The organism is Paenibacillus sediminis (assembly GCF_017873765.1).
GTDB lineage: Bacteria > Bacillota > Bacilli > Paenibacillales > Paenibacillaceae > Paenibacillus_AG > Paenibacillus_AG sediminis.
This window is the reverse complement of record NZ_JAGGKP010000004.1, coordinates 194,324-213,617: the sequence shown is the minus strand read 5'-3', so window position 1 is coordinate 213,617 and position 19,294 is coordinate 194,324. Positions and strand designations below refer to the sequence as shown.

Genomic DNA, 19,294 nt, shown 5'->3' with positions numbered 1-19,294 from the left:
ACATTGAAGATTTAGGTTGGCGGTACCCCATGTAATAGTAATATAATGAAGGGAGTATCCGTATCCGTTAGTCTAACTGCTGTTTCAAGAGCCACTCCTTTGTCTCTTTCATGCGATACAAATTTCCGATTGATGTAAGATTGATGCGTGAGGCGATCAATCATCGCTGCGGTCATGATGGGATCTTGAAAGACTTCCCCCCAGCGCTCAAAAGAGAGATTGGTTGTAATAATCGTAGACTTCCGACCGGCACGAAGGGATAGATGTGTAAACAAGAGCTCCGAGCCTTCTTTATTGTATAATAAATTAACTTATCTGAATATTTTACTCGTAATTTCTATCTGAATAAAAGTGGATATAATTTGATTTAAATGCTTCGTCCTTGAATCTAGGGACGAAGCATTCGTGCTTTTTAGGGGTGTTGAATATTCAATTGAATGTTCAAATGAAGGGTTATTTTGATAAAAAAACGATTGATTGGGAGGATTCTCTAATGATTAGAAAGGGACAGCCACAATGGAAAGTTGAGCAAAGGAGATTAAAAGAAGGACGGGGGCAGGGGCACGGTGTTGATTATCAACCATACATTAAAACGTATGATTTTTCTTCAAAGGGGGTTCGGACACGTTCATTAGGTTGGAAGACGGGAAGACACCATCATTTTATGTCACGTGATGAGTATCACTATTTTCTCACATTGGAGTTTTCTGATCGTGTCGTTGATATTCGTGAGCAATATCCCCTCTTACCTAAAGAAAGAACCATTGAAATCGCGAAGGAATTAAATGTCTCTCATCCAAGTGATGATAATGGAGATCCAGTCGTTATGACCACTGATTTTAACATAACAGTTCTTGGAGAGCATAGTCCAGAAGATTTGCAAGATGTTATTCGTACTCTCAAGCCTTCTTTAAGTTCATGAGTTACATTTCTCCGATGTACTACAGCGTACACCTGGACTATAATGTGCTATTCGGCGGCGGGAGCACTTCTCAATATTTGATTGGTCTTGCACTTATTGCTGGAGTTGCGGTCGTGATTAATACGGTCATTCACAGTCTTAAGTCTGTACGGGCAAAGGATGCGGGCAGCGCAGCTGTTCCGTCAATTATGATGTAGTGTTACTGGGGAATTATGCTTTTGTATAAGCCTTGGATGCTGTATCCATACAGCTTTCTGATTGATGGGTGAAATAGGAAGAGTTGAACTGTGTATTCAGAAGGAATGGAACCCATATTGTAGAGAGAAAAACCTATTTGTATAAAATATCCTAAAACGGATATTAATATACTATGAAATTATTAAGGAGTGATTTTTATAGATAACAAAAAAGTACTTGGAATTGGTCAAGTTACAGAAAAGGGGGTGGAATTCAAAGAGCTTTTTTACTCATGTGATATTGCGATTAAAAAACGATGGTTTGAGCAAGCACGTGTTAATGGTCCTTGGATTGCTTTCGTTATTTTTGATCAGAATACACCGGATAAACTTTTACTTATTGAACCATTCAACCATGAGCCGATTACGTGTTATGCAATTAAAAGGATTACAGAATCCGCATTAAAGCTAGAACGCTACTTTCAAAGTATTCAGCAGCTAAAAACAGCCCGCAGCTATTCCAAAAGTTTTTCTAAATATAATCATAGGCAAAAAAGAGATGACATGAAAAAGCAGTAGTTGATGTAAATTAATAACTTCCCTGGAGGTATTTTTATTGGAGTGGAAAAGCAGTGTTGAGAAGTTTATTACTAATGGAAGTTATATCAAGATGTTAGAGAATGAGAAGAAGCTAAAGCTGCTTCGTAACCAAATTAGTGATTATCAATCAACTACTGGTCAGAAGCGAATGCATTGGCATACTGAAGGTGTAATAGGTATTTTTGAGAGTGTTCGCGTATTTAGTAAAGATAGTATTGAAGTAAAAGAATATTTAATGCAATTGGGCATACTCCCATTAGTTACAACAATCAGTTGGAGAGTATTGACACCTAAAGAGCAGTTGCAAGTAAAACCATATGTGATTAAATTACCTCCAAAAATGAAGTTTTCTCCAGCAGGTGGGCTAAAGGAAGATTCTCAAAAGTTAAACAGATTTGTTTTGCAATATGGAGAAGACAGTGTTTCAGAAAAAGTAATGCTGTGGAAGCACACAAAGAGTAATTTTGAGCAATTGCTAAGGGAGTGGAAATTAATAAAGGCTCATATATTACTCGATTTACAGAATAACAAATCTATTCGCTTTGATTTCGGTTCGATAATATGTACGCCTTCAGATCCGATTTTAAGGGGAATAGATGTATATCAAGTATTAGGCGAAGAGGTAATTATGAAGTATGGCACTATTAATTACGAAAAGCTACTACCTTATATGATTCGAGGGATTATAAGAGAAAAAGAAATTTTAAAATATCGAAAAGTAATAGATGTAAGACTTCGATACATGCTGATTGGGTATGAAAAATTTAACCGGAGAATCGATTTTTATTATCAAAAATTAATACAGATGTCTAACTTGAGAGGAGGGTCGTAAATATCTAACAATTCGATATTTAACATTAGTAGTATCAATATATTGTGTCGAATGATGATGGATGTTACACTATATAGTATATAACGTTCACCGAGAAGGCACATACATAACCGTATGTGCCATTTTTTTGTTTGATTAGCACTAAGCTATATTCTAGAGGGAGTGATTCTTATGTCTATCCAGAAGCAGATACAAAAAAAGGTTAAAGAAGGACGTGGACAAGGGATAGGTAAGGATTATCTACCTTGGTTTACTGCAAAGCAGGTGTCATCTAGGGGGAAAACATTTAGACCGAAGGGGATTAAGACAGGCCGAGAGCATTTGTTTTTGTCTGAGTGGGAGTACTTTTATTTTTTACTCACGGATTGGTCAGGGCGAGTTTTTGATATGAGAGAACAGTATCCACTGCTAGACTCAGATTTAATGGATATTAAGGAGACCATTCAAATTGCAAAGGAGTTAAATGTAGATCATCCTATAGAGCCGAAGATAAACGATCTGAAAGTTATTACAACAGATTTTCTTCTGAAGTACCCAGATAATTCTGAAGTTGCGGTTTCTTTTAAACCCTTTAGATTGATTACCCCTAGGGAAGTAGAAAAAATGGAGATAGAACGGATCTATTGGGAAAGCAGAGGAGTACCTTGGGAGCTAGTTACAGATAAAGATATTCCTGTGATCTACGCGAAGAATGTAGATTACGTTCATAGTGTATATGATTTAACAGGCCATCAAATTAGTGAGAGTACTATTGCAAAGGTAAAACGTTTAATGGAGCCGCAGTTATTAAAAGGAACGCGAGGGCTAACTGAGATTACAAATGAGATTGATGATAAATTGGGGCTTCTACCTGGTAATAGCTTAACTATTTCACGTCATTTAATTAGTACAAAGAAATGGATCATTGATATGGAGCAACCCATCATTCCCTATAAACCGCTGCTTATACAGGAGATCCCAGTAATTAAAACATTGGAGGCCGATTTCAAATATGCAAACTGAAATATATCGAAATAGTATTTTAGAAGTATGGCCCGATTTAGCGGAGGCAAAGGAACTTGAAGTAATTGAGCCGCAGCTACTTCGAGTTCTATGGATGAGTAATAAAACACTTGTAACCATAGATATACGGGATAAAAAAGCTCAGCCAGAAATCCAAAGTCGCGAAATAGTTGAACACGAGATACAAGAAGGTAATATTCAGATTACGGAATACTTTATTCCTAGAATCCAATTGCCTGATGAAAAGTTAAAACCCAAAGACATTGAGATTCGCAACAAGGTATGGGGTTATATTGAGCCTATTATTTCGGGTGAAAACACAAAGGACATTTTTAATAAGAGGTTGCGAGGAATCATTATTAATGACATTAGTGACAGATTGAATATATCAAGAACGTCAATAAGAATTAATTTAAGGAAGTTTTGGCAAAGGGGAATGACTGAGAATGCTCTATTGCCTGACTATCCAAACAGTGGTGCAAGAGGAGAGAAAAGGAGTGGACTAGGAAAAAAGTTGGGTCGCCCAAATCAGGAAGGTAAAATGGATCCAGACCTAGTAGGTGTTAATGTTACAGAAGAAATGAAAAGAGATAAGTTCAGGCCAGCCATCCAACGATGGTACAACAAACGAGATAAAAAAACGCTATACGGAGTTTATGAGCTTATGTTGGGGGCGTATTTTAAAGCAGGAATTGATGCAGTAGAAGGCATTATTCTGAAACCTGAGCATGAGCGGCCAACCTTTCGTCAGTTTTATTATTGGTACCGAACTGAAAGAGATATTAAGAAGGAATATAAGGGACGTAATGGTCAAAGGAAAGTGAATTTGAAATATAGAGAAATTGATGGAACGTTTGATGGACAATCATTTGGACCAGGCTCTCTATATCAAATTGATGCTACTATTGGGAATCTATATTTGGTTAATAGAAAGAATAGAAACTTTCTAATAGGCAGACCTGTCATTTATTTTGTAGTAGATGTCTTTAGCCGATTAATCGCAGGATTGTATGTTGGTTTAGAAGGCCCAAGTTGGATAGGAGCAGCTCTTGCTCTAGAAAATGCAGCCTCTGATAAAGTAGAGTACTGTAAACGATTTAACATTGATATTACGCCTGAAGAATGGCCTTCAATCGGACTTCCTGAGCGGCTAACAACCGATCGCGGTGAATATGTCGGGAATAAGCCAAGTCATTTAATTAAGACGCTTAACGTAAAGATAGAGCATTTACCTGCGTATCGCCCAGATTGGAAACCTTTTGTAGAGAAGCAATTTGATGTTAGCAATGAAACCTATATTAGATGGGTCCCCGGGGCGATCTTGGAAAGAATGAGGGAGCGTGGTGAACAAGGGCCTATAATGGAGGATTTGCTGGACATTCATGAATTTGAAACGATACTAATTGAATACGTTAGGTACCACAATCAGCACTATCTAACCTCATATAAAAGAAATGATGCAATGATCGCTGATGATGTTGCACCGACACCATCAGATTTATGGCACTGGGGGAGGAAAAATAGTCTGGGTACTTTAAGGTCTACCAACAAGGAAGAACTTTGGATTAATTTGCTGCCATCGAGGAAGGGACGCTTTACCGCTAGCGGGATAAAATTTAACAAAGAAATATATACATGCAATACTGCTGAAGAAGAAAGTTGGCGATTTAAAGCTAGAAATGGAGAAAGAATTAACGTTGAGTATAGCTTCGACCCACGCAATACATCCAAATTGTATCTTAGACATGAAGATGGTTCTATCGAGGAATGTTACAGATTAACCGAACAACACACAAAATTTATCTCACGTAGTGTAGAAGTGCGATGGGAAGAACAGCTTGATATTGCTGCATATGAAGCGAGGATGGCGAAAAAAGGTAAGTCTGATAATACCGAAAGTAAACTAAACCTAATAAATAAAGTTACTCAGCAAGTAAAGAATGCAAAAGCTTCGACATCTGACTCAGAGGTCCAGCAGACGGATGTTAAGCTCAATCGTAATAGTGCACTTCAAGAAGAGCGTGATAGAAGAAGAAGGAAGTTTGAAGATTCAACTGATAAGCCACAGCAAGCAAAAAATGTTGTTCCACTTAAGAGAAAAGATAGTGGAAGTTATATACCCCCAATCGATCATTCAGACTTGCTAAGGCAAGTTCTTGAAGAGGAGGACTAGGATGATTGTACGAAAACCTTTACGTGGAAGAGTCGAATTTGCTGAATATAAAGATCCTGGAATTAAAGACTATCAAGGGTTCCCATTAATCGAAGCTTTGCCAGAAATACTAGATGAAATGGAAGCAGCTAAAAAAATTAAAATTCTACATAAATTTGACTCTAACGAATTAATTCTATCCCCAAGTAGACGTAAACACTGTGTAGAGCGTCTCTCCACCTTTATTATCCCATTAAATACACACCTAGATATAGAACAAAAGATGTCTATCTTTATCCGAAAAGGATATCTATCCCGTAATATCACCAATGCAGACAATGTACGTCGAATGCGGTATGCAATGATGCATTTTAAAAGACCAGATATAGCAGAGTTAGAGAAAGAAAAACTAAATATTCCTCTACCAACAAGTTCTGGACTAGGAATAATTGGGATATCAGGGGCTGGCAAAAGTTCAGGAATCTCCAGAATATTAAACATCTATCCACAAATTATTGTTCATGAGAAGTATGAGTTAAATCAACTCGTCTGGATGAAACTTGACTGTCCTGTTACCGGCACAATTAAGCAACTGTGTTTGAATTTTATACATGAGATTAGTGAACTTATGGGGGGAATCAATTACAAGGATTATGAGGGATTTAATACTGACGAATTAATTAGGGCTATGTCGTCACTTGCCCTTGATCATCATCTAGGAGTATTAGTTATTGATGAAATACAATACTTAAATGAAGTTAAATCAGGTGGACAAGCTCTCATGCTCAATTTTTTCAATACACTGATAAATACGATTGGTGTGCCTATCGTATTAATTGGAACTCCGAAAGCCCGTCATTTGTTTACACAAGAATTTCGTAATACCAAACGTATAACTGATCAAGGAAGTGTGGACTGGGATCGTTTAAGTAAAGATAAAGGGGATTGGGAAACACTACTAGATTATATATGGAATCATCAATGGACCTTACAAAAGGCTGAATTGACTCCAGAGCTTGAGGAAGCCATGTATTATGAGACTCAAGGAATACCGGATCTGGTAATTAAGATCTTTAAGGAGTCACAAAAGAGAGTTATCGGAAAGGATGAATTAATTACAACGGACGTAATACACTCAGTTGCACAAGATCAATTTAAGCTGCTACAGCCACCATTAGATGCTCTTCGTAGTGGTAAAAAGGATGAAATGCTTAAGTATTTGGACATCTTTATGAATTACAAGCCGGCACAAGCTATAACACAAGAAGATAAGAAAATTTATGCTAATGAATATGGCATTGACTTGGAAGAAGTTATAAATGAACAGCTACAAGAAAAGCAGCTTGAAGAAATCATCAATTGGCTGGTGAGTGCTGATTTTTCAGAGGAGGTTGCAAGAGGAGCAGCTGTCGAGACTAAGACTACCGATCTTTACCAGTGGAAGCGCAAAGCTTTTCAAATGGCTAGTGCTAACCAGGAAAAATCGTCTGAAAAGCAGTCTAATACTCACGTCAATGAAGCTAATGCTCAGGCCACTGAGGCTGATATTAAGGCTACGGGAGCTGATACTCAGATTACAGACGCTAATTTGCAGACCACTGTAGCCTCAACAAAGAAAGCAGGTTTTAAACCAAGAGGATTGCTTCAAGTCTTAGAATCTAAGGAAAAAAATAAAAATGCAACTTTATATCAACTAATTAAAAAGGCAGGATACGTTCAAGATGTACGTTCCAGGCTAGGATTATAATTAGGAGGTAGTATGAGAATATACCCTGATGAAATTCTTGTTAGCATAATAGCGAGATATAAATTTCAGAATCATACAAGTATGAAGCAAATGGTAAGGAAGGTTTATGATCTTAAACATAAAAAGACCTCGCTAGATCTTCCCACTAACATTCGTTCAATACTTGATGTGCTTCCAAGCACTGATGAAGAAATTCTTCTTAACAATACACTATTTCCTTTGTACAAATCATTTCTATCGAGCAGCCAAGTTATAGCCATTAGAGATCAAATGCTCAATGGACCAGGTGGAGCAGTGCATTCAAAAGCTGGGTTACTGGCAAGCGTAGTTAAATTAAATGATTCGTTACGGTTATGTCCTAGTTGTCTTGTAGAAGATTTTCATAATCATGGAGAAGCTTATTGGCATAGAGAGCACCAATTACCTGGTCATTTGTATTGCCGTATTCATAAGTGCCGGTTATTAACTCAATGTTGGATTTGTAATGAATCGCTGTCAAGTAACTGTTCGAAAGAAATATCCATCTGTCCAACATTTTGCAAGTATGGTCATGACCTTACCAGTCAAATTATTGCCTGTAATAATGAGATGACATTAAAAGTCACTGAGGGAATTACTGATCTATTTAACGCAGCATTAGGTGACAGAATTCCTATAGATTTGAGAGATAAGTACTTGCTAAGGCTTACCCAAATGAACTTGTGTACGGTAAAGGGGAGAATAAAGCAACAAGAGGTATGTTCTAAATTCATTTCACTTTTTTCAAAGGATGTACTCAAAGATCTCGGTGTACGAGTACCTACTGGACCTAATAACTGGCTAGCTACCATTTTGAGAAAGCCAAGACATTCATTCCACCCGTTATTACATGTGTTGGTCATAGAGTTTCTTTGGGGAGGGATTAGCGCAATATCTCATAACCATCTTCTTCCATTTGGGATTGGACCATGGCCATGCCTAAACAAGATAGCTGACCATTATAAAAAAGATACAATAAAAACGGTAATGATAACTCGATGCTCAAAGACAAAAAAAGTGGTGGGATCATTTAAGTGTGATGTATGTGGATTTCAGTACTCACGACGAGGTCCAAATCACTCTGCTGAGGACACTTATTCTTACGGGAGAATTAAAGATTTCGGACATTACTGGAAAGAGAAAGCTGACGAGCTCCTAAAAAAGGGTGGAAGTATTCGTTCAATTTCTAGGGTATTAAAGGTGGATTCAGCAACGGTCAACCTTTATATAAAGAAAAAACAATTGCCTACAATTACTGAAACTCCTATGAGTATTAATAGCCGTGATTTTAGGCGCAAACGGTTAATTCAAACAATTAACAATATGCCAAGTAATAGCTCCTCGACTGTAAGGCAGATGAACGCGAAAGACTACATGTGGCTGTATAGGAATGATAAACAATGGCTCCAAACAGTACTGCCGAAGTCACCTAGAAGAGTAAAAGTAAGGTCGCGGGTAAATTGGAATCAACGCGACAAAAATACTGCTAATGCAATAAATGAAGCTATAGTTCAGTTGAGATTATCTAAAGACAAACCCGAGCGGCTAACTTTAGCTAGAATTGGGAATTTCATCGGCAAGCGTGCTTTATTAGAGCGGCACCTCAACAGATTACCGATATGCCAGGGGTTATTAAAAATGAATTTGGAAACGGAAGAGCAATATCAAATCCGGAGGATTGATTGGGCGTTCGAAAGAGTTAGGCAGCAAGGTAAAAGACCGGCTAGATGGAGAATTATACGAGAGGCAGGGATTCGAATATTCAAATCCGAATGTGTCGAAAAATATTTAGTACACAAGATAAACGAAGCATGCTATCTCCTAAGGGATGCATATACAGCTTAATCTAGGAGCTGATGATAATGCAAAGAGTAAGACCCTATCCGGATGAATTAGTGTACAGTGTTATTTCAAGACTACACTTTATAAGTGGTAATGATTTTGTGAGAAAATCAACAAAACAGCTTTTCGGTAATGCTGAAAAAACAGTTCATATATTATGGCCAACAAGATTGAAGTACTTTATGGATAAGATGAATGTTGAAATAAGTACGGATGAAATAGTCATGAAGCACACAATTTACCCCTATTACTCAAAATTTTTATCTAAGGATAAAAAAGATCAGTTATTAAAGGCTATGTGTGATGGCAGTAGTAGAGCAAATCCATCAGCATTTCTGGGACAAAATCATTCAGGTGCTGTTACTTCTCGACTCTACTTATGCCCGTTATGTGCCAGTGAGGATATTTCAATATTCGGAGAACCTTACTGGCATCGAACTCATCAATTGCCGGGTACAATGGTTTGCCATAAGCATAATGTTTGTTTACTGCATGAATGTCCAGACTGTAACGAACCCTTTATAAAAGGATCCAACCAAGAATTAAATATCACTCCAATATACTGCGGCAAAGGGCACTATCTATATGTAACGAAGGAGAATAGTAACGAGGACTTATTGATAATCGCACAAGAGAATAATAGATTACTCAACACGGACTTGGTGTTTACACAACGAGATATATATGAGAAATGCTTGGATTATGCAAGGGCAATGAAATATGTAAACGTTCAATCTTCAGTTATATTGTACGAGAAGCTTGTTCCTGACTTAGTGCTAAGATTTACTAAACCGTTATTGATGGATATTGGAATCTCATTTAATGGAGAGCATATAAAAGGATTTAATAAATTTTTTTGGAAGAGGGAGGTTTCCCTCAATCCTATTTATATAATTATTCTTATTTTATTTTTTGGGAAAACGCTCGAAGAGTTTTTAGTGTCCGATAGTGATGGATATGCTCCTTTTGGAAGGGGGCCATGGCCATGCTTAAACCAAGTTTGTTCAAAATATTTACAAAATACTATCGAGGCAATTGAACTGAAGAATTCAAGACAGTTTGCGAAACCGAGAGGACATTTTAAATGTACTTACTGCCAGTTTGTATACTCAAGATTAGGACCGGACAAGAGTCAGGAGGATCGTTATCAGTTTGATTTAATTCCGGACACTGGAGAGCTATGGAATTCGAAATTTGAGGAACTACTTAGTGCCGAAATTATTTATCTTAATGAAATGGCAGATAAACTTGGTGTTGGTAAGATCTTTCTACGACGTAAGTTAAAAGATAAGTTTGGCGATATTAATCTTAATAAATTGCGCCTGCTTAATACAAAGCAATTACGAAGGAATCAAGTACTTGAAATTATAAAAGAGCGACCAGGAATAAAACTGAATGAAATTACTGGACTTGATCCTCAACTAATCAAATTTCTGCAAAAGTATGATTTAGTTTGGCTTCGAGACAATGTCACCTATTCTAAAAAAGAGATAAAAGTAGAAGATCGAAGAATAGAGTTTCTTGATATCTTACATAAATACCCCCTAGCAACGAGAAAAGAGTTGTGTCAAATCAACCCCTCCGTGTATCAATGGTTGTTTAAGTATGATAAAAGCTGGATGTTAGAGCAGTTACCGGCTATACAGAAATCTACAAGGGGCCTGGAAGATAGAAGGAAACAGTTTCAACAGCTTCTGATTGAATATCCTTCTGCTACCAGAAATGAACTTAGAAAAATGAATAAGTCAAATTACACTTGGCTTAAGAAAAACGATAGTGAGTGGTTTTCTAAGAAACAACCACCTATTGAAATCAAACAGGAAATCATAATAAAAACTAGTTTAGAGAATAGAAGAGAAAAATACCTTGAGTTGCTTAGTAGAAATCCTCACTTATCTAGAGGGGAACTAAAACTATTAGATATTAATAATTATTCTTGGCTACGTATTCATGATAGCGAGTGGTTTGAGCGGCATTCACCTCCTTTGAAGATAAAAGGAATGAGTCATCCGAGAGTTGGAATTGAGGAGAGAAGAAGCTCTTTTTTAAATATATATCAGAACAATATGGGAGCAACATCTAAGGAACTTAGAAGATTATGTGGAAGTAACTATACATGGTTGCATAAAAATGACTTTCACTGGCTCAAACAGTATCAGCCTAGAGTACGAAAACATAGCCCGGAAACGGGACAGAGAACATTAAATAAATCAGTAGAACAAAGAAGAGAAGAGTTCTTAAATATGAAAGAACAGAACCCACTTCTATCAAGGACAGGATTGCAACAACTTAATCCTGGTCTCTATATATGGCTAGTGACAGCCGATAAAGAATGGTTATTTGACAATTTACCACCGAAGGTAGCAAGAAAATATAATTAGTATTCTCAAACTAATAGGACTATATATACTATATGTTAATATTTATATTGTTTTGGTCCTATAATGGGGTTAGTTCTAAGGTGGACTGTCAACAGTAAATCAGACAACTTTTTTAAGGGCGCGCACTTGCACAGGTAATGATGCAAGTATGGAATTCTCCGGTGATGATTCTACTTACAACGATAACGATAGTGCCGGGCACAATAGTTGGGTTCCTGGTAAAAAATCGCAATTATCTCCTTGTGAGTGCCTCTAATTCTCTTGGTTTCTAGCAGGATTGATGTCGTAATTCGTAGAATTCAATACATATAGGACTAACTACATTCAAACATCTGTTCATTGACATCATGTGGTCAGTGTTACGCATTAAAATAAAGAGCTTGATCCGTAAAGTGGTAGTAGCCATGAAGAATGAGTTCCAAATCGACTGGATGAATCCGCACCGTGCAGATGTCTTGGCAAAGGTCAGTAACGCCGTGAAGATGGTACACATTCGGGAGAAGATTAAGGGCGAGCAGTTGCGGTTTCTGACAAATGCGATCATTGAAGCAGGCAAAAGAAAAATATAAAGGTTGGCCAATTTGAGGCGTAGTGAGGGAAGCCGTAGGTTCTAAGCTTGCGGCTTTTCTGTAAGAGAGAAGACCATAATGTGCAGAATGGCGGTGAATGTACTTGAACATTTTTGAACGAATACCCGATAACTTTTTTTCAATCCTTTCTACGAGATTGAAACACCTCCACACAGACTTATTGTTTTTAATTTATCAACAATATAAAAGTAGTATTTACGTCATTGAGCGCGACGTGATAATAGATTATTTTGTCGAATACTTTGAAACACATCCAGTAACAACACTTGAAGGTGACGAAGAAACTGATTCGAGTGCCACTTTGCCCAAAGAAACTCGGGCTCTAGCTTTTCACTTCTTGAACAAATTTATCGAGCATGGTTGGATTGAGCTAGAACAACAACCTGACTGGTCCTATAAGGCAATTATTCCCGATTATGCGATTCGCATTTTGGATACTTTTGAAAAAATTGCTCTAGGGTATCAAATGGAGTTTCGTGGACAAGTCCTTTCCATATTTCAAAACTTAACTGGTTCAGAGGGATATAGGTATATAGCAATTCAACAAGCCTTCGAAACGACAGATGCATTGTTAAATGGACTTCGTGAATTAAATCATAATATTAAACGATATATGGAGGATATGTTAGCTTCTACAAGCATTAACGAGCTGCTCCACCATTTATTTGTTGTATATAAAGAACGTATCCTGGATACCCATTTCTATCGTCTTAAGACATCTGAGCATATATCAAAATATCGGACGCAAATAATCCGCCGAGCAGAAGATATGCTGTACAATCGAATGGTTATTGAAGAACAGGCTCAATTAATGGTAAATGACCGAATGGCAAAATCGACCCAAGAGGCAGTCCAAACCATTGATAATTGGTTAGAATTTATCTCAGCATCGTTTCGAAATGTATCTGAGCTCGAAAATGAAATTGATTCTCGGAATCAGAAATACGTAAGGGCAGCTGAACGAAGGGTGTCCCTTCTTTATAATAACTCTGGAAATCTAGCAGCTCAAATTGGTTCAATCCTAAGGTTTTTAAGTAGTTTGATTAAGAACGGGAAAGGCAAGGAGGAGCTATCGGCGAATTTTTCAAAATACATACAGCTATTCCAACAGGAAATAATGGACATTAAAAGTCCATCCGTCGTGAGAAGTGCAAATCCTAAAATCGCTCAAACTCCACTTGATGTTTTTGAAATTGATGAAGAAAAGAAAAGGCAAAAGTTAAAAGAATTAAGGGAACGTACCAAAGAAGTTAAAGCAGTAGAACAAATGAACGATTTTGTTAAAACATTGCTTAGAAATAAGCGCGATATCCATATGTCTGATTTTCCGATGGAGGACTCAGAAGATTGGCTTAATGCTTTATACACCGTTATAAGGAGCACATCGAAAAATTCAGTATACCAAATTGAAATGGAAAATAGCCCTGAGAAACTGGTTAACGTATCCGTAGGTAAGTTACCGAATATGAAGGTAAAGTTGAAAGAAGGACGATAATATGGAATGGATGAAAAAGTACGAGAGTTTAACTGAAAAAGAAAAAGAGGATTTTGCGTTAACGGTGAACCGTTTGCTAGCACAAACATACTTAGTTTACCACAATGATGACGACACACGATTATATAGATTTGCTGAAAAATATCATGAGTTGATAAAGGAGTACTTGAATATAGGCGGTTGGAAAGTATCGCTACATCGCGAATACCGAATAGTGTCAGTGTCAAGCATTCTAGAAAAGAATAGGATGCATTTAACAATTGAAGAGACACTGTTCCTCTACATTTTGCGGCATTTATACGATGAGAAGTTGCAGGAACTATCACTAGCTACCCAAATCACAATATCAATTCAAGAGTTGCAGGACAAATATGTAGCGCTTCAAGTCTCAAAACGTTTGCCAACAAAAGATACCATGAAGAAAGTTCTTCGAATATTAGAAAACCATTCTATAGTTAAGTTGGTTCAAGGTAGCTATGACAACCCGGAAAGTATTTTAGTAATTTACCCGACGATAACAATAGTCACTACTATTCAGGCAATAGAAGAATTTTACGCAAAACTACAAGAGAGGTCGAAGGATAAAGGAGATGTAGAAAATGAGGAAACTGATGAAAGCGAAGTTGATTAACTTTCACTATTTTACAAACGAGACAATTGAATTCGATGGTTTACCGACCGTCATTACTGGAGATACCGGCGCAGGTAAATCAACGATAATAGATGCCCTTCAAATTATCTTTTTGGGAGATCTCCGAAAGATTAAGTTTAATGCATCAGCTCATGAACATAAAACAGAGCGTTCATTGTTATCCTACCTTCGAGGGAAAGTAGGAACGGTTGAGAAAGACTTTTTGAGAAATACTGATTTTACTTCTTACATTGTTATTGAAATCGTTCATCAAACAAATAAAGGAGAGATCCCATACTTAGTTGGAGCGGTTTTTGATTATCAACATAGTACGCAGACTGAAACTCATTCTTTCTTTATCATTCCGAAAGTTCCGCTGTATGATGATCTATTTATAAACGGACGTACTCCAAAGACTAAAGAAGAATTCTTCCGAGAATTAAAGAAAAATAACATTTCTCATAAACCCTTCCATAATGACTTGGAAGGGTATAAAAGCGATTTAAAAACGACTCTTGGCAATATTAAAGATTCTTTTTTTACATTATTACCTAAGGGGATAGCTTTCTCACCAATCACTAATCTCAGAAACTTTGTGTATGACTATATTCTAGACCAGGAACCAGTAGATGTTTCTAGAATGCGCGATTTTATGGAGCGTATGGAGGAGCTTAACCGGCTGATTGTTCGAGCAGGGAATGAGATTACCTGGTTAAGTAAAATAAATAAACTTTTTGAGAAGTATGAAGAAATAACAAAAGGGATTGTACTAAATGACTATCTAGTCAAGAAGCATGATGTCGAGGCCGCAAATGAACAAATCAGGAGACTTAATTCGGATATAAGTTTGGATATTGAACGTCAGAATGATTGCTTGCGTAAAATTGAGTCGTTAAAAAACAGTTATTTGAAGCTTGATGGAGAAATCGGTGAGTTATACAAAGAGGTAGGGGCGCATAAATCATTAATTAAGGCTGATAACTTGCGCTCACAGATCGATTTGCTCACTTCGAACATTGCAGAACTTGAAAACCTGTTGGTGGAGTTGAAAAACAGTTCAAAAATAGAAATCAGGGAATTGAGTAAGTTAGAGCATTTACTACATCATTCAGATGCGCCAATAGAACTTACTCATTCTGTATTAGAGATAAAGCAGGCTTTTGAGGAATTTATAGAGAGTATTGCTTTTCCCCAAAACAACTCAGTTTTGTCAACAAAGTGGAGTGACGCGTATCAATGGTTAAATCAACATCTTTTCAACATGGAAAACGAGCAGAACAATGGGATGCTAGCCCTTAGCGAGTTGGATAGAACCATAAATCAACTTGAAAATAAGAATATATTATCAGAACAGTCACCTTCAATGAAATTAAAACGTCTTCTTGAGGAGCATTTGGTTTCAAACAATAACGAGCAAGTAAGGGTGGACATCTTTTGTGAAGTAATTGATGTTGTGAATGATGAATGGAGAAATGCGATTGAAGGATATTTACACACCCAAAAGTTCGATATTTTGGTGTCGCCAGGTTACTTCGGGCAGGCTCTTGAGATTTACGAGAGAATGAAATTTAGTCATAAGATTGAGAGAGTAGGTCTTGTAAATACAGATAAGTTGATATTGAAAAAGCCGGCAGCTCAGCCTGGAAGTCTCGCAGAGGAAATAACTTCAAGCATTTCATATGCTCTAGAATATGCAAATCAGCTTATGGGTTCGATTATGAAAGTTAAAGATGTTTCCGATCTCAAGAATCATACAAGAAGTATTACATCAACTTGCATGACTTACTCAAACTTTACCGCTAGGCAAATACCCAAGGAAAGGTATGAAGTTCCGTACATCGGTAAAGATGCTATTGAAGCTCAATTGAAAATTAAGAGATTGGAGAGAAAAACACTAGCGGAGCATGTCGAAACGCTCGCAAATCAAATTAAAGAGTATATTATTTTGCGTAGTTTTAGTTCCAACAAGCATGATAAATTCACTCAAATGAAAAATGAAGCGAGTAAAATGCAAAATCTAGAATCATTATCCATTCAGGTTAACGAATTGAATCAAAAATTGATGGATATTGACATGTCGGAAGTAGATCAGTTGAACGAGATAATTAATTGTAAAAAGGGTGAGGCCCAATCTATTAATGAAGAGTCGACAGCGAAGTCGGCAGAAGAAGCAATTATTAAAAACCGGATACAAGATAATCGAACCGCATTAATTGATTGGCAAAACAATCTGGCGGCGGCTACTCAATTCCTTTATGAGTTTGAAAAGGGACAAGATGTATTTAAAGTAAGTGATTTAGAAGCGGCTTGGGGTGAAGAATTACGTAAACATCCATTTAACCAAATTAAGAAAAACGCCATTAGTAAAGTAGAATTATTAAAAGGGGACAAGGGGAAACTCTGGGGAGATTTAATAGTAGAACGAAACAATTACAACCGTGAATTTGATATAGGCTATGATGCTAAAGAAGAAAATAATGATAAATATAAAAGTCGTCATTCTTATCTAGAGAATGAAAAGATAATCGATTATAAAGAGAAAGCAGCTGAAGCCAAAGAATTGGCTCAACAATCATTTAAAGAAGATTTTATTGCTAAACTCAAGGAGCAGATTGAGCGTGCCGAGGAAGACTTCAATGCTTTGAACCGCTCGTTAAAAGACATGAAGTTTGGAACGGATCAGTATCGATTTACGATTGGAGCGCGAAACGATAATGAAATGATGCAGTATTATAAGATGTTAAAGGACCCTAACCTTATTGGGGCATCAATTTTTAGCTACTCTTTTCAGGAAGAATATAAGGATTTAATAGACAATTTGTTTGACACGATTATTCGTTCAAGAGAGTTGCAAGATTATCACGAGCTCTTAGATTACAGAAGTTATCTGGAGTTTGAACTAAGTGTAAAGGATAGCCAAGGAAACACCATTGAATATTCTAAAGTTGCCCTGGAAAAATCTGGTGGTGAAACGCAAGTACCCTTTTACGTTGCTATTTTGGCATCATTTTATTACACGTATCAGTTATTTAGAAAGACTGACACCTTCCGCCTAGTAATTCTCGATGAAGCATTTAACCGCATGGATGCGGAAAGAGTTGCTGAGGCGATTAAATTCATTAAAAGCTGCGGGTTTCAACCGATAATCGTTACGCCGACTGGAAGTGTTCATATGTATTCACTGCATATGGAAAACACTTTCGTAGTATTAAAAGATAATTACCATAGTTTTGTTGCCCCATTCAGTTTTAATGCGGAGGAACAAGATGCTTACAGAACAACAGAAACAACTACTACATAAATTAATAGACAAGTTAGAGAATCGAAGTGGTTACGGCACAAATGATAAACCGAAACAACGTGTAAAAATCGGGATAAATGAAAAAGAATTTCCTGATTATTTTCATGTAAGTGAGAGTGATTTTAGAAAGGAATTTAATTTAGACTGTGTTGAGCTCGAAAAAGCTGGTTACTTGATTTGTGACTGGGAGAAATACAGTAGAGGTGAGGAACTAAAAAGACTTACATTAAATGAAGTAGCAGTTCCTAACATTATGGCTGTATTGGGGAGAAAGTCAAAATCAGAACAGTACAGACAGATGGAAGATATCTGTTTAAAATTAATGAAAGATGCGCCGCGCGAACTTTACACTTTTTATGATGAAATGCTACAAAATATAAGAAGTTTAAATTCATTACCTTCAATCTTTTCTTTGAAATCTGAAGATGAGACAAGTAGGGCATTATATGGTTTGAATCAGCTTTTTCTGAATGACAAAGAGATTACAAAACGCAAATGGAGTATTTATTTATATAACGATTCAAAAGAATTTGAGACTTATGAAAAAAGAATTATTAATGTAATAAAGAAGTACGTTACTCCGGACAAAGAGGATCTGGATGAAAAGGATGTTCTAGAATCCTACGGGGTTTCGGCAAAACCGTTAATGGTTAAGATATTTGGCAAATGGGTGGTTCAAACCGATTACGGGAAGATTGACTTCGCGGCGGATAGATTTGGAATAGGGATTCATCCCGAGAATTTAAACATCCGTTGTACGGAATCATTGAATGTTAAGGCGATAGTTACAATCGAAAATGAAACTTCTTATTATGACTATGTTGAGTATTGTCACAATAACCAACTGAACCACCTTGTTGTCTATCTGGGTGGGTTTCATAACAGCGCTAGGCGAACGCTGTTACTATCGATAAGTGATTATGTAAAGACCCATGAAGTGGGTGTTAATTTCTTTCATTGGGGAGATATCGACTTAGGTGGGATGTACATTTATAAAAGATTGTGTGAGGATACGGGTATTTTATTTACTCCGATTTATATGGACCCAAACACATATTTGAAGTTTGTTGAGCACGGTAGCCCAATTACAGAGACGTACATGCAAAAAATAAGCTCACTGTTAGGAAAAGGTGAATTCGCTATGTTTCATGATGTGATTGCCTTAATTCTTAACTATAAGCGGAAAATTGAGCAAGAAATCGTGGATATTAAAATGTGAGATTTAACACAGGGCATCCTGATCCATGGATGCCTTTTATTGTGTTCGTATTTTGTTAAGAATGGCACAGAAAATGGACGCAAGCTTTAATGATGAACAGTAATGACTAAGAGGTGATTGTGTGGACTGCACACTCATGATTTTCTTTGGCTGAAGAAATACCAGCCTGGTATCCGAAAAAAGATTTTCATCATTTCTATGAATCGCCGTTGGGCTACCGATGAATGAATAATGATCAAGGATTAATTATCTGATGAAAGGATCGCCCTTTACCTCCAATAGCGGGTTAGGGCGGTTTTTATTTTAAAATGAACTCATATAGCCTCATGCGAATAATAGGATTTTGGGAAATTATGTCGAATTATAAAGATGGGACCTTTGTCGGA

General features: G+C 36.9%; 14 protein-coding genes and 1 pseudogene. 14 read left to right on the top strand and 1 reads right to left on the bottom strand.

Annotated elements, in window-relative coordinates; genetic code table 11:
• Positions 1-67 precede the first annotated feature (67 nt).
• Positions 68-299, bottom strand: a pseudogene (locus J2Z20_RS10825) (ATP-binding protein); the annotation flags it as partial.
• Positions 300-421: 122 nt separating this feature from the next.
• On the opposite strand from J2Z20_RS10825, the gene J2Z20_RS10820 reads away from it, so the two are divergent.
• From J2Z20_RS10820 to J2Z20_RS10755, 14 genes are all read left to right on the top strand, one after another.
• Positions 422-922, top strand: coding sequence for a PDDEXK family nuclease (locus J2Z20_RS10820; protein WP_245252238.1), 501 nt, complete (start codon positions 422-424; stop codon positions 920-922).
• A 14-nt stretch (positions 923-936) separates the two neighbouring features.
• Positions 937-1,119: a hypothetical protein gene (locus tag J2Z20_RS10815; protein ID WP_209849466.1), complete on the top strand. Its 183-nt coding sequence runs from the start codon at positions 937-939 to the stop codon at positions 1,117-1,119.
• A 189-nt stretch (positions 1,120-1,308) separates the two neighbouring features.
• On the top strand, positions 1,309-1,677 hold the full coding sequence (locus J2Z20_RS10810; RefSeq protein WP_209849463.1) for a hypothetical protein: 369 nt from the start codon (positions 1,309-1,311) through the stop codon (positions 1,675-1,677).
• Positions 1,678-1,714: 37 nt separating this feature from the next.
• Positions 1,715-2,530, top strand: a complete 816-nt coding sequence (locus J2Z20_RS10805) for a hypothetical protein (RefSeq protein ID WP_209849460.1) — start codon at positions 1,715-1,717, stop codon at positions 2,528-2,530.
• 171 nt (positions 2,531-2,701) lie between these two features.
• On the top strand, positions 2,702-3,532 hold the full coding sequence (locus J2Z20_RS10800; RefSeq protein WP_209849457.1) for a TnsA endonuclease N-terminal domain-containing protein: 831 nt from the start codon (positions 2,702-2,704) through the stop codon (positions 3,530-3,532).
• The gene (locus J2Z20_RS10795; RefSeq protein WP_209849453.1) at positions 3,522-5,705 is read left to right on the top strand and encodes an integrase catalytic domain-containing protein; all 2,184 of its coding nucleotides are present in this window, start codon (positions 3,522-3,524) and stop codon (positions 5,703-5,705) included. The genes J2Z20_RS10800 and J2Z20_RS10795 overlap by 11 nt, the downstream gene beginning before the upstream one ends.
• A 1-nt stretch (position 5,706) precedes the next feature.
• Positions 5,707-7,431 carry an ATP-binding protein gene (locus J2Z20_RS10790; RefSeq protein ID WP_209849451.1) on the top strand — a complete coding sequence of 575 codons (1,725 nt, stop codon included), beginning with the start codon at positions 5,707-5,709 and terminating at the stop codon, positions 7,429-7,431.
• 12 nt (positions 7,432-7,443) lie between these two features.
• Positions 7,444-9,294: a TnsD family Tn7-like transposition protein gene (locus J2Z20_RS10785; protein WP_209849448.1), complete on the top strand. Its 1,851-nt coding sequence runs from the start codon at positions 7,444-7,446 to the stop codon at positions 9,292-9,294.
• A gap of 17 nt (positions 9,295-9,311) precedes the next feature.
• Positions 9,312-11,672: a TnsD family Tn7-like transposition protein gene (locus J2Z20_RS10780; protein WP_209849445.1), complete on the top strand. Its 2,361-nt coding sequence runs from the start codon at positions 9,312-9,314 to the stop codon at positions 11,670-11,672.
• A 404-nt stretch (positions 11,673-12,076) separates the two neighbouring features.
• Positions 12,077-12,241 carry a hypothetical protein gene (locus J2Z20_RS10775; RefSeq protein WP_209849442.1) on the top strand — a complete coding sequence of 55 codons (165 nt, stop codon included), beginning with the start codon at positions 12,077-12,079 and terminating at the stop codon, positions 12,239-12,241.
• A gap of 103 nt (positions 12,242-12,344) precedes the next feature.
• The gene (locus tag J2Z20_RS10770; RefSeq protein WP_209849439.1) at positions 12,345-13,757 is read left to right on the top strand and encodes a Wadjet anti-phage system protein JetA family protein; all 1,413 of its coding nucleotides are present in this window, start codon (positions 12,345-12,347) and stop codon (positions 13,755-13,757) included.
• A gap of 1 nt (position 13,758) precedes the next feature.
• A complete protein-coding gene (locus tag J2Z20_RS10765) occupies positions 13,759-14,388 on the top strand; it encodes a DUF4194 domain-containing protein (RefSeq protein WP_209849436.1) in 630 nt (209 codons plus the stop codon).
• Positions 14,357-17,689, top strand: coding sequence for an ATP-binding protein (locus tag J2Z20_RS10760; RefSeq protein WP_209849434.1), 3,333 nt, complete (start codon positions 14,357-14,359; stop codon positions 17,687-17,689). Before J2Z20_RS10765 ends, J2Z20_RS10760 begins: the two co-directional genes overlap by 32 nt.
• Positions 17,655-18,908 (top strand): Wadjet anti-phage system protein JetD domain-containing protein, encoded by a 1,254-nt coding sequence (locus J2Z20_RS10755; RefSeq protein ID WP_209849431.1) that lies wholly within the window; start codon positions 17,655-17,657, stop codon positions 18,906-18,908. The genes J2Z20_RS10760 and J2Z20_RS10755 overlap by 35 nt, the downstream gene beginning before the upstream one ends.
• Positions 18,909-19,294: the final 386 nt, after the last annotated feature.